Origin of the sequence: Pseudophaeobacter sp. TrK17 (assembly GCF_042192375.1) — a bacterium.
Lineage (GTDB): Bacteria > Pseudomonadota > Alphaproteobacteria > Rhodobacterales > Rhodobacteraceae > Pseudophaeobacter.
The window spans coordinates 822,280-837,281 of record NZ_CP071700.1 but is presented as its reverse complement, the minus strand read 5'-3'; the positions used below and the strand labels follow the sequence as shown (position 1 = coordinate 837,281).

Below are 15,002 nucleotides of genomic sequence, written 5' to 3'. Positions count from 1 at the left end.
TTCAAAAAGCTGTAGTTTCATTTTGAGAAATACTACGCGACAAAATACTTAATCAACCCTGCGCTGAAAGAAATCTTAATATGATCGCAAACAGGACGGTATAGGATACCCGGTGCGCATCACCGGGTATTCATCTGATACCTTGTCGAAAGGAACTCACCAGCCCCAAACCTACAGGGTCGCTACAGCCTCGCGGATCTGCGCGGCATGGGCTTCGATCACGTCGCGTTCTGCCATTGTTCCAGGGGGGCGCATTTTGTCTCCCTCGTGGCGCGGCAGAATGTGAAAATGCAGATGAAAGACTTCTTGCCCGCCGGCCGCCTCATTAAACTGCTGCAGAGTGACCCCATCGGCCGAAAAGGCCTTGATCACGGCTTTGCTCAGTTTCTGCACCGTTTGCATGACCGCCGCCAGTTGTTCCGGGCTGGCATCCAGGACGTTGCGGCAGGGGGTTTTGGGGATCACCAACAGATGACCATCGGCACGGGGCATGATGTCCATAAACGCCAGGGTCTGCTCATCTTCATAGACGCGCGCCGCCGGGATTTCTCCGCGCAGAAGTTTGGCAAAAATGTTCTCGGGATCATAGGCAGTCATCTAGCTGGTCTCCATAGGTTGCTCGGATCTGTTTTGCAGCGCACTGTAGTGGGGTTTTGCGGTGCATGCGCTCCGTGGTCAAGCCTTTGGACTTTGGCGAGCCAAACGGCGCCTTTCCCAGCTGCGGCACCAGGCATTCAGGACAAATCAGCAAGATCCTAACAAATGCGGATGAAAGTGGGGAAAACGCTACAAAAAACAAGTGCCCGCGACAATTAATCTTGATCCAGATCAAACTCCGCCATTGAAGGCCACCACACGGCACACTAAAACCGCATATGAGTCTATGGCCACCCGGAGTGTTTCCTGGGGCCAGAAAGTTTTGCAACAGGAGGCACCTAATGGCAGACGCAGCCATTCATGGTCACGGCCACGAAGACGAGCGCGGATTTTTTACCCGCTGGTTCATGAGCACGAACCATAAGGATATCGGCATACTCTACCTCATCGTTTCGGCGCTTGTAGGTTTCATCTCCGTCGCGTTCACCGTCTATATGCGGCTTGAACTGATGGATCCCGGCGTTCAGTACATGTGTGCAGAAGGCGCCCGCTTCTTCGCGGATGCCTCAAGCGAATGTACCCCGAACGGTCACCTTTGGAACGTGTTGATCACCGCGCACGGCATCTTGATGATGTTCTTCGTGGTGATCCCGGCGCTGTTCGGCGGCTTTGGCAACTACTTCATGCCACTGCAGATCGGCGCGCCTGACATGGCCTTCCCGCGGATGAACAACCTCAGCTTCTGGCTCTATGTGGCTGGTACTTCGCTGGCGGTTGCTTCGGTTCTGTCGCCTGGCGGCAACGGTCAGCTTGGCTCTGGTGTGGGCTGGGTTCTGTACCCACCGCTGTCGGTCAATGAGGGCGGCTATTCGATGGATCTTGCGATCTTTGCCGTTCACGTCTCTGGGGCCTCTTCGATCCTGGGCGCGATCAACATGATCACCACCTTCCTGAACATGCGTGCCCCTGGCATGACACTGTTCAAGGTGCCGCTGTTCAGCTGGTCGATCTTTGTCACCTCCTGGCTGATCCTGCTGTCGCTGCCAGTTCTGGCGGGCGCGATCACCATGTTGCTGATGGACCGCAACTTTGGCTTCACCTTCTTTGATCCTGCCGGTGGCGGCGATCCAATCCTGTATCAGCACATCCTGTGGTTCTTTGGTCACCCCGAAGTCTACATCGTGATCCTGCCGGGCTTTGGTATCATCTCTCACGTGATTGCCACCTTCTCGCGCAAGCCTGTGTTCGGCTACCTGCCCATGGTCTGGGCGATCATCGCCATTGGTGTTCTGGGCTTCGTCGTTTGGGCGCACCACATGTACACAGTTGGCATGTCGCTGAACCAACAGGCCTACTTCATGCTGGCCACCATGGTCATCGCGGTGCCCACCGGCGTTAAGGTGTTCTCCTGGATTGCCACCATGTGGGGCGGATCGATTTCGTTCAAAGCACCAATGATGTTTGCCTTTGGCTTCCTGTTCCTGTTCACCGTTGGTGGTGTCACAGGGGTGGTTCTGTCCCAGGCCTCCATCGACCGCGCCTATCACGACACCTACTATGTGGTTGCTCACTTCCACTACGTGATGAGCCTTGGTGCCGTGTTTGCGATCTTCTCGGGCATCTACTTCTACTTTGGCAAGATGACCGGTCGTCAGTACAACGAGCTGGGCGCTCAGATTCACTTCTGGATGTTCTTCATCGGCGCCAACCTGACCTTCTTCCCCCAGCACTTCCTGGGTCGTCAGGGCATGCCACGTCGCTACATCGACTATCCCGAAGGCTTTGCCTACTGGAACAAGATCTCGTCCTATGGCGCCTTCCTGTCCTTTGCATCCTTCATTCTGTTCTTTGGTGTGATGATCTACTCGCTGCTGCGCGGCGCACGTATCACCCAGAACAACTACTGGAATGAATATGCTGACACTCTCGAATGGACCCTGCCCTGCCCACCACCAGAGCACACCTTCGAGATCCTGCCAAAGCAGGAAGACTGGGACAAACCCCACGCGCACTAAGGTGACGTAACAGACGCAGAAAGGCCCCGAAGCAGTCGCTTTCGGGGCCTTTCCTTTTGCAGCACGGCGCGCGCAATTGCCCGCTTGAAAACCTGTCTGCGACAGACATAAATAATCAAGCCCTCCGTTCAGACCACCCTCAGACCGCCCCTGACAAAGACCAAAGATGCCCTACTCCTGGATCACCCCTCCCCCAGCGTCCCCCGTGGCCGATGCCCCCGGCGAGATGCATCTGTGGCCGCACCAATCGCTGCCGCCCCAGGGCTACGCCCGCTTCATTGGGGTAACCGCGCTACTGATCGCCCTGCCGCTGCTATCCTTTGCAGGATCTATTGTGTTCTGGGGGCTGCTACCGTTTCTGCTGCTGGCGCTTTTTGGTCTGAAATATGCCCTAGACCGCAACCGCCGCGATGCGCAGGTGATCGAGGTCTTGACCCTGGACGCCACTGAGGCCCGCCTAGAGCGGCGCAATGCCAATGGCACCCAGCAAAGCTGGCAGTGCAATCGCTACTGGGTTGCCGTGGAGCTGCACCCCAAGGACGGCCCAGTTCCCAATTACGTCACCCTGCGCGGAGGTGGCCGCGAGGTAGAGATCGGCGCGTTTTTGTCCGAGGAGGAGCGCAAGGCGCTATATGATGAGTTGCAGAGAACCATGCAATGAGCGCAAACACCATCGTCAGCTTTGCCAGTGCTGTTTGCAGGGCACCACTCCAGCCTACATTCCCAATCGCTCTTTACAACCATTAATTGCTACCGTTTGTTTAAGGCAAGAGCACTTGGGAGTTTTCGATCTATGATTTTTGTCCGCTGTATCGTCGGCCTTTTCTGCACCGTAGCAGCCACTTCCTTCGCCTACGCGGGCCCGATCGAAGACTGTTCTCAAGAAAACAATCTGAGGCTTTCAGTCAGAGCTTGCTCGAAGGTCATCGAGTTGAATTTGCTGCCAGAAAAATCTGAAGTGACCTATTACTTTCGAGGCAATGCCCATCGTCGGCTCGGGAACACACGCCGCGCTCTGAAGGATTTGCACCGGTCCATAGAACTCAACCCGTCCTACAAGCATCCCTACATCGATCTCGGAATTATCAGCAAGAATCGATCAGAATTTCAGCAGGCTATAGAACACTACAACAAGGCATTGGAAAGCGACCCTCGGTTCGCAAAGGCCTATTATAATCGCGGAAATACTTTTCTTGGAATGGACAAGTACCAACTTGCACTTGCGGACTTTGACAAGGCTACAAAGCTGGACCCTGATTACATCTTTCCCTATATCGGACGTGCCTATTTGTTCCTAAAAATGGGAGACACGAAAACCGCGCTGGCTTCTGCAGAACATGCATTGAAGTTGTCTCCACGGAATTCATATGCTGTCGAAATCCGAACACGCATACTGGATGCGGCCAAGCGCAACTAAAAGACAAAGAAGTTGCGATTGGCGAGCCTCTTCTCGGCTCCGTACCAATAGCGGCACCCTATCTCAGCAGCCGCCGTCCTTGCACAGCTCGTCCTTGACCATGGGACCCACTTTGCCGAAATCCATCTGGCCGGTGAATTTGGCCTTCAATGCGCCCATCACCTTGCCCATGTCGCGAATCGAGGCTGCACCGCTTTCAGTCACTGCGGCCTTTACCGCAGCGCGGACTTCGTCGTCGTCGAGCTGCTTGGGCAGGAACTCTTCGATAATCGCAATTTCTTCCAGTTCACGTTCGGCCAGATCCAGACGGCTGGCTTCCTCATAGGCGCGGGCGCTTTCGTTGCGTTGCTTGGTCATTTTTCCAAGAATCGCCAGGACTTCGCTGTCCCCGAGGGCGATCTCGCCATCCTCGGCACGGGCTGCGATTTCTTTGTCTTTGATTGCGGCGTTGATCAGGCGCAGCGTGCTTACCCGTTGGGCAGCCTTGTCTTTCATCGCCCGTTTCAGAGCCTGGTTGACCAGGGTTCGCGTATCCATCGTTTTTATCCATGCAGAAGAAACCGGAAGTGGCACCTCTATCCAATCGACTGGCTCAGTTCAAGCGCCTGCTCTCCCACCTCGCCTTGCGTCAGGTCAACTGCATAGCCGTTTCAGCCGAGCCAAAACCGCAGGCGGCGTGCCTAGGGGCAGTTTACCTCATGCTTCTTGTCCCCCTTGCCTCTCTGCTAGGCTTGACCCCATGCCCGCCCGGCCCTAAAAGCCGATGAATTTCACCCTCAGGAGAGTCTCTGTCATGGCCGATACTGCACCGTCCAAGCCAACCGCATGTCTGGCGCTAGCCGATGGCACCGTCTTTTATGGAGCCGGGTTTGGCGCCACCGGTCGCTGCGTCGCCGAGCTGTGTTTCAACACCGCGATGACCGGTTACCAGGAGATCATGACAGACCCGTCCTATGCAGGGCAGATCGTGACCTTCACCTTCCCCCATATCGGCAACACCGGCGTCACCCCAGAGGATGACGAAACCGCAGATCCGGTTGCCGCTGGCATGGTGGTAAAGTGGGATCCGACGCTGGCCTCCAACTGGCGCGCCACCGAAGAGCTGACAAGCTGGCTCACCCGGACTGGCCGGATCGCCATTGGCGGTGTTGACACCCGCCGCCTGACCCGCGCCATCCGCCAACTGGGCGCGCCCCATGTGGCCCTGTCCCATGATCCCGAGGGCAACTTTGACGTTGAGGCCCTGGTGGCTGAGGCCCGCGCCTGGGCTGGGCTGGAAGGTATGGATCTGGCCAAAGAGGTCACCTGCGCCCAAAGCTATCGCTGGGACGAAATGCGTTGGGCCTGGCCCGAGGGGTATTCGCGTCAGGAGAACCCGGTGCACAAGGTGGTCGCCATTGACTATGGTGCCAAACGCAACATCCTGCGCTGCCTGGCTTCGGCTGGCTGTGATGTCACCGTTCTGCCGGCAACAGCCACGGCCGAAGAGGTCCTGGCCCATAGCCCAGACGGCGTGTTTCTGTCCAATGGTCCCGGTGACCCCGCTGCCACCGGCGAATATGCCGTGCCAATGATCACCACCATTCTGCAAGACACCACTCTGCCGGTTTTTGGCATCTGCCTGGGCCATCAGATGCTGGCGCTGGCGCTTGGCGGCAAAACCGTCAAGATGAACCACGGCCACCACGGTGCCAACCACCCGGTCAAGGAAAAATCCACTGGCAAAGTTGAGATCACCTCAATGAACCACGGCTTTGCCGTCGACGCCCAGAGCCTGCCCGAAGGCGTCGAGGAAACTCATATCTCGCTGTTTGATGGTTCCAACTGCGGTATTCGCATGGCAGGCCGCCCGGTCTATTCGGTACAGCACCACCCCGAAGCAAGCCCCGGCCCCCAGGACAGCTTCTATCTGTTCGAACGCTTTGCTGCAGCCATGGCGGAGCGTAAAGCCTCGTAAAGATTCTAATAATTCCCGGTTAAAACCGCGACACGGATAATGTGGTTAACACACTGTTAAGCCGCCCTCTTCAACCTCAGATGTGCAATGCATCTGGGGTTTTTATTTTGAGTGATCGAATGCGCGGTTTGCAGTCTCGCGGCTTTAAACGTCTTCGCCGCCCTATCTGGATTACCCAGCCAGGGACAGGGTCCTCTGTATTGGCTGCGCCAAAAGATACAGCGCAGGAAAGCGCGCGGCAGGTCTATCTGCGCGGGAAAAACCACCGGCGCGAGGATCCGCCTCCTGCCGCCAAACAGGGACGGCAAGCCCCCACCGGAGCGCCAGAATCCGCCCCCTTAGCCGCGCCTGCATCCGGTGCCGTCGCGCCGAAAGATCGCCCAGCACACCAACCAGCACACCAAAAAGAACACGCCGCGTCGCAGTCTGTCGCCGGGGTTTTCCGTGCCGAGGCACTGGCCCTGCGGTCTGTGGATCTCCGCAAACACAGGCCCAGCGCCCTCCTGTTGAATCGGATGCCCGCCAGTTTCTGGCTGCGTCACTGCGCGATTCCCTGGGTGCAACTCGGTGATACCATCGCCATTGCCTTTGCCTCCGCTGCAGAAGCCGAGAGCCAGCGACAAACCCTGAGCGCCTGTTTTGGCCCCTTCATACCCGTTCTCGCTCCGGCGGCGCAGATCTCACCGCTGTTGCAGGCCCATTTCAAAACAGCAATGGCCCGACAGGCGAGCAACAGTATCGCCCCCGACCTCAGCAGCAGAACGCTGTTCCAGCACTCCAAGCGCTTAAAGCAACTGCTGCCTGTCTCCGCGTTTCTCTGCCTCTCGGTACTGTTCCCGCTAACGGTCTTCTCCTTTTGCTGCGGTGCTGCGCTGCTTTTCTGCTGATGTTCACGGGGTTAAAGCTCTGCGGCCTTGTCGCGCATCTTGTTCCAAATCGGCACAGCAGCCCAGCATCGCTGCCGCTGCACAATCCACAGAAACAGTCCCCAGAGCACCTGCCAAAGATCTCGGTCCTGGTGCCGCTCTACAAAGAATCCGCCATCAGCTCGGCATTGCTCAAACGGCTGGCACGCCTCACCTACCCACAGGACCGAATGGAGGTCTTATTGGTTCTGGAAGCAGGCGACAGCCTCACTCAGCAAACCATTTCAGAGGCAACTTTGCCGCCCTGGATCTCAGCCATTGAGGTCCCCGCCTGGGGCGAGCTGCGCACCAAGCCGCGGGCGATGAACTATGCGCTGAACTTTTGCCAAGGTGAGATTGTCGGGGTCTGGGACGCCGAGGACGCACCACAACCGGATCAATTGCAAAAAGTGGCCGCAGCCTTTGCCGCAGCCTCACCCGAGGTGGCCTGCTTTCAAGGGGTTCTGGACTATTACAACCCGCGCGCCAATCTGATTTCACGCTGCTTCACCCTGGAGTATGCCAGCTGGTTTCGCATTGTTTTGCCGGGCATTGCCCGGCTTGGGCTGGTGGTGCCTTTGGGCGGAACCACCATGTTTGTGCGCCGGGCTGTGCTGGACAAGCTGGGGGGATGGGATGCCCATAATGTCACTGAAGACGCCGACCTTGGCGTCCGCCTGTATCGTGCTGGCTATCGCACCCAGATGCTTGCCACCGCCACCTATGAAGAAGCCAGCTGCCATATAGCACCCTGGGTGCGTCAGCGCTCTCGCTGGCTCAAAGGATTTATGGCCACTTATCTGGTCCATATGCGGCAACCGCTACATCTTGCACGGGGACTGGGCTGGCGCGGTTTTCTTGGCTTTCAGGCCTTTTTCCTTGGCACTATCGGCCAGTTTCTACTGGCGCCGTTCCTGTGGACCTATTGGTTGGTGTTCCTGGGTCTTCCACATCCCAGCACAGCTGTGCTGCCGGATATGCTCCTGTTTCTTGGCGTCTCATCCCTGATCAGCTTTGAAGCTCTGGGCATGGGCATAGCCGCATGTGGCGCTTTTGCCTCCGGTCGCCCCCGGCTGGCGCTCTGGGTGCCGATTTTGCCGCTTTACTATCTGATGGGGCCGATCGCGGTTTATAAAGCGCTTTATGAGCTGCTCTATAATCCGTTCTTTTGGGACAAAACCAGTCACGGCATGCATCCCCCGGATCGCAACGCGCAGGAACACGTCGCTTCGGATCAAGACCCATAGCAGACGGGCCTAAATCAGACGGGCCTAAACCAAACAGGCCTAAATCAGACGGGTCCAAAGCCGGCGGGACAGTAGCTTTTCACAGCCGCAATGCCGGATCTCTAAGACCTGAAGCTGGTATGGCGCGGTGACTGCTAGCGTCCCTGGCCACGGTCCCCCGCATCCTGTTTCAACCGGGTCATAAAGGCCACCGAGATATGATCCTTCAGCGCCTGACCTGCGGCCTTTTCATCGCGCGCCTCAATCGCCGCAACAATCTTTTTGTGTTCTGCCTGAGCAATTTCTCCCCGCCCCTCTGCCGCCAAAGAGGTGGTGGCCATAAGCGCCATGGAGCGATGCACCAGGTTGAGTTGCTGCACCAGATAGCGGTTGTGAGAGGCAAGATGGATCTGTTCGTGAAAGCGGCGGTTGGCCTTGGCCAGATCTGCAGGTTTATCAACCAGTGCGTCATCCTCACGCACCATGTCTTTCAGCACCCGCACTTCTTCTTCGGTGGCATGACGCGCAGCCAGGCTGGCCGCCAGCCCCTCCAACTCACGGCGCACCATATACAGCTCGGCCATCTGATTGTGATCCAGCGAGGCCACGATCAGTGAACGCCCGTCCCGCTCCAGCAAAGACTGGGTCTCCAGCCGCTGCAGGGCCTCACGGATCGGGGTACGAGACACCCCAAGCCGTTCCGCAAGGTCGCTTTCCACCAGGCGATCCCCCGGTTTGTAGACCCCCACGTCAATGGCTTCCAGAATAAGAGAATAGGCGTCTTTCTGGGTGTTGCGGCTCTGGTTCATCTGCTGTCCCATTCAAATGGTAGGTCTGTATTCCTACAGCTCACGCCTTGGCAATCAAGCCTTTGCCAGATTTTTGGGGCCAGAATACGACAAAAGTAGCCAAAGCAATTTCACCCGGTCTACGTCAGATCCTCATTGCAAAACAATTCCAGTCTGCCTAGGTGCTGCCCATGGTCAAAAAAGCTTTCTCTCATGTGCGCCACTGGGTCTTTGACCTGGACAACACACTATATCACCCCTCGGCCCGACTGTTTGATCAGATCGAGGTCAAGATGACCAACTATGTCATGGCAGAGCTGGGGGTCGACAAGGCAGAAGCAGACCATCTGCGCAGCAGCTATTGGCAAGAGCATGGTACCACCCTGGCAGGGCTGATGCGCGAACATGACATGGACCCTGTGCCCTATCTTGAGGCAGTCCATGACATTTCAATGGATCATCTGCCCAAAGACCCGGAGCTGGCCGCCTGTATCAAGGCCTTGCCTGGCAAACGTATTGTCTACACCAATGGCAGCGCCCCCTATGCTGAACGGGTGCTGGCCGCTCGTGGGCTGTCGGGGCTGTTTGACGGGGTTTTTGGTGTGGAACATGCTGATTACCGCCCCAAGCCCGAGCGCGCCGCCTTTGACATGGTGTTTGACAAGGCAGGCATTCACGCCGAAACCGCCGCCATGTTCGAAGACGACCCCCGCAATCTCTCGGCCCCTCATGCGATGGGGATGCGCACTGTCCATGTGGCGCCAGAAGCGCTTGGTCAGGCTGAGGCGCGCAGCCACATTCACCATCACACCGACGACCTGGCCGGGTTCCTCGCCAAGATCCTGTAAACAGGCCCGGCACACGCCCTCAAAACGGGGACACTCTGTCGCAGGAAGACCGGTAAAAGACCGGCAAACTGGCCTCAAATTCTGCCCCCAAAGGCCCTACATAGGCAGCGATAACAACGCTAAAGGATCGCGCGCATGGCCCTTGCCTATACTCTCCCTGACCGTCTGCCTCTGTGGCAACGTTTCCTCTTTGCCATTCCCCTGCTGGGGCGGATTTCAAAAGAAGTGGCCTATGGAGAAGAAGAGAATTTCTACTATGCCCTGGCCATTCTGATCTGCCTCTGGGGCAGCTCGATCCTGTTGTTTGGCATCCCCGGTCTCTACCTGCCGGCAGTGGCGCTTGTGCCGGTGATGTTTACCCTGCTTATCGCCATTTCGCGCGGCTAGTGGCCAAACTCGGCCCAAGGTGGCCACTGGGACCACATGCCGCTTGTCATTGCCCTGGCCTCGGTCCTATCTGAGGAAGAGAGACGAAAGGCAGGGCAATGGCTGAAACATGTGACATTCTGGTTTCTGGTGGCGGTGTCGCCGGACTGACGGCAGCGGCAGCATTTGGGGCTGCCGGGTTCAAGGTGATCTGTGTAGACCCGACCCCGCCGGTGACCACACGCGATGCTGCGGGGTCTGATCTGCGCACCACTGCCTTTTTGCAACCGGCGCAGGCGCTGTTGCAGCGGTTTGGCCTCTGGGAGCAACTGGCGGATCATGCGGCTCCCTTGCAGATCATGCGTATCGTTGATGCGGGCGGCGCCGAACCGGAACCCCGGGTGATCAAGGATTTCAACGCCGCTGATATTTCCCAACTGCCCTTTGGCTGGAACCTGCCCAACTGGTTGCTGCGACGCGAAATACTGGCCCGGATTGCGGCGCTTCCAAATGTGGAATTTCGCGCCGGCACTGGCACTAAATCGCTGTTCACCCGCAGCCATGAGGCCCGGGTCACCCTGAGCGATGGCGATCAAATCCGCGCCAAGCTGGTTGTCGCCTGTGATGGGCGCTCCTCGCCGATGCGCGCCGCCGCAGGCATTCCGGTAAAAACCACCCGTTATGGGCAAAAAGCACTGGCCTTTGCCGTTACCCATCCGGTGCCGCACGACAATGTCTCCACCGAGATCCACCGCTCTGGCGGCCCTTTCACCCTGGTGCCGCTGCCGGATTATCAGGGCAAACCCTCCTCTGCGGTGGTCTGGATGGAGCGCGGCCCGCGCGCCGAAGAGCTGCTGGCGCAGGCGCCGCAGGTGTTTGAAGCGGAAATGACAAGGCGCAGCTGTGGGCTGTTTGGCGACCTGACCCTGGCCTCACGTCGCAGTATCTGGCCAATCATCAGCCAATCCGCCGCGCGTATGGATGGCCAACGCCTGGCGCTGATGGCCGAAGCCGCCCATGTGGTGCCGCCAATTGGCGCCCAGGGCCTGAATATGTCACTGGGCGATCTGCGCGTGCTGCTGGAGCTGGCGGAGACCCGCCCTGAGGGTCTGGGGGACGCGCAGATGCTGAGCGCCTATCACAAGGCGCGTCACAATGAGATCATGCTGCGGGTGAAAGGCATCGACCTGCTCAACCGCAGTTCGATGATCGAGGCGCGCCCCCTGCGGGATTTGCGCGCCTTTGGCCTCAACGCGCTCTATTCCCTGGCGCCCGTACGCAAAACCCTGATGCAGATGGGACTGGGGGTAAAATAGAACCCGGTTTTCCCAAATGGGAAAACCGGTGCCTTCGGCGAAGGTATTTAAGGCAAGATGAAAGGGGCGGCCCGTGAAAGCCACTGGCCGCCCCTCACAGAAAGTAGCCCGGGTCAGAGCACCTTCAGAGCACCTGATCTACCGCCTTTTGCAGACGGCCAAGCGTCGCCTCGACATCGTAGAGCTTGTCGAGGCCAAACAGTCCCAGGCGGAAGGTGCAAAACTCGGTGGGTTCATCACATTGCAGCGGTACGCCTGCGGCGATCTGCATGCCAAGGGCGGCGAATTTTTTGCCGTTTTGCACTTCAGGATCTGAGGTGTAGCTGACCACGACCCCCGGAGCGCCAAAGCCCTCGGCGGCCACCGAGGTGACCCCCTTTGCGGCCAACATTGCGCGCACCTCATTGCCAAGCTGCCACTGGGCCTGACGCAGTTTTTCAAACCCGTAGTCTTTGGTTTCCAACATGGTATCGCGAAAGGCCTGCAGCGCATCCGTGGGCATGGTGGCATGATAGGCGTGGCCGCCATCTTCATAGGCCTGCATGATGGCACGCCATTGTTTCAGGTTCAGGGCAAAGCTGTCGGATGTGGTCTCCTCCAGCCGCGCCAGGGCGTTTTGTGACAACATCACCAAACCGGCCGAGGGAGAGGCGCTCCAGCCCTTTTGTGGCGCCGAAATCAGCACATCGACGCCATTGGCTCGCATATCAACCCAGGCACAGCCAGAGGCAATACAATCCAGCACCATCAGCGCGCCGACCGCGTGGGCGGCCTCGGCCATTGCGGCGATATAGCTGTCAGGCAGGATCACCCCAGCAGCAGTTTCCACATGTGGGGCAAAGACGATGCCCGGCTTTTGCGCGTGAATGGCGGCGGTGACCTCCTCGATTGGCGCGGGGGCAAAGGGCGACTGGGCCTCATTTCCGCTTTGTCGCGCCTTCATCACCGTGGTCGCAGCTGTCAGCCCGCCAGTTTCAATGATCTGGCTCCAGCGATAGGAAAACCAGCCATTACGCACCACCAGAACCTCTTGCCCCCGCGCGAACTGACGCGCCACCGCTTCCATCGCATAGGTGCCGCCACCGGGCACCAGGGCTACCGCATCTGCCTGATAGACCTCTTTCAACAAGGCATTGATGTCCAGCATCACCTGCTGAAAACTCTTTGACATATGGTTGAGCGAGCGATCGGTGAAGACCACCGAGAATTCATCCAACCCCTGAGGGTCCACGGTTTCCAAAAGTGCCATTGCTGTCTCCGATCTGTTTGCCGCTGCCCCGCACGCTATGCGCCGGACCCTTACCTGCGGACATACTAAATTCGCTGTCGGGCGAAAACCCGGCCCTGCGCAAAAGCTGTTTCAAATTCCCGAGACAACACGACCTAGCCCAATGGGCCGGGGCGGCGTTCTTCGCTCAGCAGAACATTGGCATCCACAGAGCCGACCCCGGGCAAAAGCATGACCCTGCGACGCAGCACCCGTTCAAAATCGGCAATATCCCGGGCGGTGACCCGCAACCGGTAGTCATACAGCCCCAGCACATGCTCCACGGTCTGGACTTCGGGGATGGCACAGACGGCGCGTTCAAAATCTTCCAGGCTGACGCGGCCTTTGGTGCCCAGTTTGACCCCCAAAAACACCGTGACGCCAAAGCCCAGTTTTTCGCGGTCCAGGTCCAGCCGACGCCCCAACAGGATGCCCAGCTCCTGCAACCGTTTGATCCGCCGCCAAGTGGCCGGCTGGCTGAGCCCAAGCGCGCGCCCCAATGCCCCGGCGGACTGATTTGCATCACGCGACAAGGCCTTTAACAGGCCAAAATCAATCTCATCCAGATCTGTCATAATGGCAGGCTTTCGTTGCTCTTGATCCGGGCCACATGCATCAAGGCTTCGATATCTGCGATATGTGGCAGGGTCAGAATGGCGCTGCGATAGATTTGCTGGTAGTGCCCCATGTCGCGCGCAATCACCGACAGGCGCACATCAACCTGGCCCAGAAAAGTCTGGATCTCCAGCACCTCGGGGATGTCACGCGCCTGGGCAATAAATTCGTCAAAGGCACGCGGGTTGGTCTTGTCCAGGGTGACCCGCAGCGAGACCTCCACCGTGTAGCCAAGGGCGCGCCAGTCGATCATCGCCCGGCTGCCCAGCAGAATGCCCCCCTCGCGGAGCTTTTCCAGCCGCCGCGACAGGCGTGACGGGGTTAGCCCCAGGCGTTCGGCAAGGTCCGGAATCGATTGTTCCGGGTCGCTTTGCATATGGCGCAATATGCGCCGATCCAGATCATCAAGCATGATTAAACCAATACTTATCAAAATGACGAATGACTACTGCAAAGTTTCCAGATTTTTTGCCAAAGGCAGCGCTGCATATCCCAGCCCGCGCCTTATGATGCCTGCAAACGACAACCAAGAGGAACTCTGATATGCGCGTATACTACGACCGCGATTGCGACGTTAACCTGATCAAAGACAAAAAAGTGGCCATCCTGGGCTACGGCAGTCAGGGCCATGCCCACGCGCTGAACCTGCGCGACTCCGGCGCCAAAAACCTGGTTGTTGCCCTGCGTGAAGGCTCTGCCTCTGCCAAGAAAGCCGAAGGCGAAGGCCTGAAAGTAATGGGTATCGCGGAAGCCGCAGCCTGGTGTGACGTGATCATGTTCACCATGCCCGACGAGCTGCAGGCCGAAACCTACAAAAAATACGTCCACGACAACATCAAGCCAGGTGCTGCCATTGCATTCGCCCACGGCCTGAACGTGCACTTTGGCCTGATCGAGCCCAAAGAAGGCATCGACGTGATCATGATGGCGCCCAAAGGCCCAGGTCACACCGTGCGCGGCGAATACACCAAAGGCGGCGGCGTGCCTTGCCTGGTGGCTGTAAACACCGACGCCACCGGCAAAGCGCTGGAAATCGGCCTGTCCTATTGCTCCGCCATCGGTGGCGGTCGCTCCGGCATCATCGAAACCAACTTCCGCGAAGAATGCGAAACCGACCTGTTCGGCGAACAGGCAGTTCTGTGCGGCGGTATCGTTGAGCTGATCCGCTGTGGCTTTGAAACTCTGGTTGAAGCTGGCTACGCGCCAGAGATGGCCTATTTTGAGTGCCTGCACGAAACCAAGCTGATCGTTGACCTGATCTATGAAGGCGGCATCGCCAACATGGACTATTCGATCTCCAACACTGCCGAGTACGGCCAGTATGTCACCGGCCCCCGCATCCTGCCCTACGAGCAGACCAAAAAGGCGATGAAAGAATCGCTGCAGGACATCCAGTCCGGCAAATTTGTGCGTGACTTCATGCTGGAAAACGCCGTTGGCCAGCCCACCATCAAAGCCTCGCGTCGTGCCAATGACGAGCACCAGATCGAAGTTGTTGGTCAGAAACTGCGCGACATGATGCCGTGGATTTCTGCTGGCAAAATGGTCGACAAAGCAAAGAACTAAGGCGCCCGCGGCATAGACCGCAGCCTGAACACGACGGGGCGCTCCAAGCAATTGGGGCGCCCTTATTTTTCGGTGTATTTCTGACCTTTCAGAACCTATGTACCCGGACCCGAAATTTT

General features: G+C 58.0%; 16 protein-coding genes. 10 read left to right on the top strand and 6 right to left on the bottom strand.

Features of this window, described 5'->3' with window-relative positions; genetic code table 11:
- Positions 1-171: 171 nt before the first annotated feature.
- Positions 172-597 (bottom strand): HIT family protein, encoded by a 426-nt coding sequence (locus tag JZI28_RS03925; RefSeq protein ID WP_295447861.1) that lies wholly within the window; start codon positions 595-597, stop codon positions 172-174.
- A gap of 341 nt (positions 598-938) precedes the next feature.
- On the opposite strand from JZI28_RS03925, the gene JZI28_RS03920 reads away from it, so the two are divergent.
- From JZI28_RS03920 to JZI28_RS03910, 3 genes are all read left to right on the top strand, one after another.
- On the top strand, positions 939-2,612 hold the full coding sequence (locus JZI28_RS03920; protein ID WP_375699297.1) for a cytochrome c oxidase subunit 1: 1,674 nt from the start codon (positions 939-941) through the stop codon (positions 2,610-2,612).
- A gap of 166 nt (positions 2,613-2,778) precedes the next feature.
- Positions 2,779-3,273, top strand: coding sequence for a DUF2244 domain-containing protein (locus tag JZI28_RS03915; protein ID WP_295447856.1), 495 nt, complete (start codon positions 2,779-2,781; stop codon positions 3,271-3,273).
- A 132-nt stretch (positions 3,274-3,405) separates the two neighbouring features.
- On the top strand, positions 3,406-4,029 hold the full coding sequence (locus tag JZI28_RS03910) for a tetratricopeptide repeat protein (protein WP_375699296.1): 624 nt from the start codon (positions 3,406-3,408) through the stop codon (positions 4,027-4,029).
- Positions 4,030-4,092: 63 nt separating this feature from the next.
- On the opposite strand, the gene JZI28_RS03905 is transcribed toward JZI28_RS03910, so the two are convergent.
- On the bottom strand, positions 4,093-4,566 hold the full coding sequence (locus tag JZI28_RS03905) for a GatB/YqeY domain-containing protein (RefSeq protein WP_375699295.1): 474 nt from the start codon (positions 4,564-4,566) through the stop codon (positions 4,093-4,095).
- Between the two features lie 256 nt (positions 4,567-4,822).
- On the opposite strand from JZI28_RS03905, the gene carA reads away from it, so the two are divergent.
- From carA to JZI28_RS03890, 3 genes are all read left to right on the top strand, one after another.
- Positions 4,823-5,986: a glutamine-hydrolyzing carbamoyl-phosphate synthase small subunit gene (gene carA / locus JZI28_RS03900; RefSeq protein ID WP_375699294.1), complete on the top strand. Its 1,164-nt coding sequence runs from the start codon at positions 4,823-4,825 to the stop codon at positions 5,984-5,986.
- 200 nt (positions 5,987-6,186) lie between these two features.
- The gene (locus JZI28_RS03895; RefSeq protein ID WP_375699293.1) at positions 6,187-6,873 is read left to right on the top strand and encodes a hypothetical protein; all 687 of its coding nucleotides are present in this window, start codon (positions 6,187-6,189) and stop codon (positions 6,871-6,873) included.
- Entirely contained in the window at positions 6,873-8,138 is a 1,266-nt protein-coding gene (locus JZI28_RS03890) for a glycosyltransferase (RefSeq protein ID WP_375699292.1), read from the top strand. Before JZI28_RS03895 ends, JZI28_RS03890 begins: the two co-directional genes overlap by 1 nt.
- A 134-nt stretch (positions 8,139-8,272) precedes the next feature.
- Here the strand turns inward: JZI28_RS03890 and JZI28_RS03885 are convergent, their stop codons facing one another.
- Positions 8,273-8,926 carry a GntR family transcriptional regulator gene (locus JZI28_RS03885; RefSeq protein WP_297340165.1) on the bottom strand — a complete coding sequence of 218 codons (654 nt, stop codon included), beginning with the start codon at positions 8,924-8,926 and terminating at the stop codon, positions 8,273-8,275.
- 170 nt (positions 8,927-9,096) lie between these two features.
- Between JZI28_RS03885 and JZI28_RS03880 the strand changes: the two genes are divergently transcribed.
- From JZI28_RS03880 to JZI28_RS03870, 3 genes are all read left to right on the top strand, one after another.
- Entirely contained in the window at positions 9,097-9,753 is a 657-nt protein-coding gene (locus JZI28_RS03880) for a pyrimidine 5'-nucleotidase (RefSeq protein WP_375699291.1), read from the top strand.
- 135 nt (positions 9,754-9,888) lie between these two features.
- Positions 9,889-10,140 carry a hypothetical protein gene (locus JZI28_RS03875; RefSeq protein ID WP_295447836.1) on the top strand — a complete coding sequence of 84 codons (252 nt, stop codon included), beginning with the start codon at positions 9,889-9,891 and terminating at the stop codon, positions 10,138-10,140.
- A 98-nt stretch (positions 10,141-10,238) separates the two neighbouring features.
- Positions 10,239-11,435, top strand: a complete 1,197-nt coding sequence (locus tag JZI28_RS03870) for a UbiH/UbiF family hydroxylase (protein ID WP_297340166.1) — start codon at positions 10,239-10,241, stop codon at positions 11,433-11,435.
- Between the two features lie 124 nt (positions 11,436-11,559).
- Here JZI28_RS03870 and JZI28_RS03865 read toward each other — a convergent pair whose 3' ends face one another.
- The 3 genes from JZI28_RS03865 to JZI28_RS03855 form a co-directional block, all read right to left on the bottom strand.
- On the bottom strand, positions 11,560-12,684 hold the full coding sequence (locus JZI28_RS03865) for an aminotransferase class V-fold PLP-dependent enzyme (RefSeq protein WP_375699290.1): 1,125 nt from the start codon (positions 12,682-12,684) through the stop codon (positions 11,560-11,562).
- Between the two features lie 134 nt (positions 12,685-12,818).
- On the bottom strand, positions 12,819-13,277 hold the full coding sequence (locus tag JZI28_RS03860) for an Lrp/AsnC family transcriptional regulator (protein ID WP_295447827.1): 459 nt from the start codon (positions 13,275-13,277) through the stop codon (positions 12,819-12,821).
- On the bottom strand, positions 13,274-13,729 hold the full coding sequence (locus JZI28_RS03855; protein WP_297340168.1) for an Lrp/AsnC family transcriptional regulator: 456 nt from the start codon (positions 13,727-13,729) through the stop codon (positions 13,274-13,276). Before JZI28_RS03855 ends, JZI28_RS03860 begins: the two co-directional genes overlap by 4 nt.
- Before the next feature lie 131 nt (positions 13,730-13,860).
- Between JZI28_RS03855 and ilvC the strand changes: the two genes are divergently transcribed.
- Positions 13,861-14,883 carry a ketol-acid reductoisomerase gene (gene ilvC / locus JZI28_RS03850; protein ID WP_009809277.1) on the top strand — a complete coding sequence of 341 codons (1,023 nt, stop codon included), beginning with the start codon at positions 13,861-13,863 and terminating at the stop codon, positions 14,881-14,883.
- Positions 14,884-15,002: the final 119 nt, after the last annotated feature.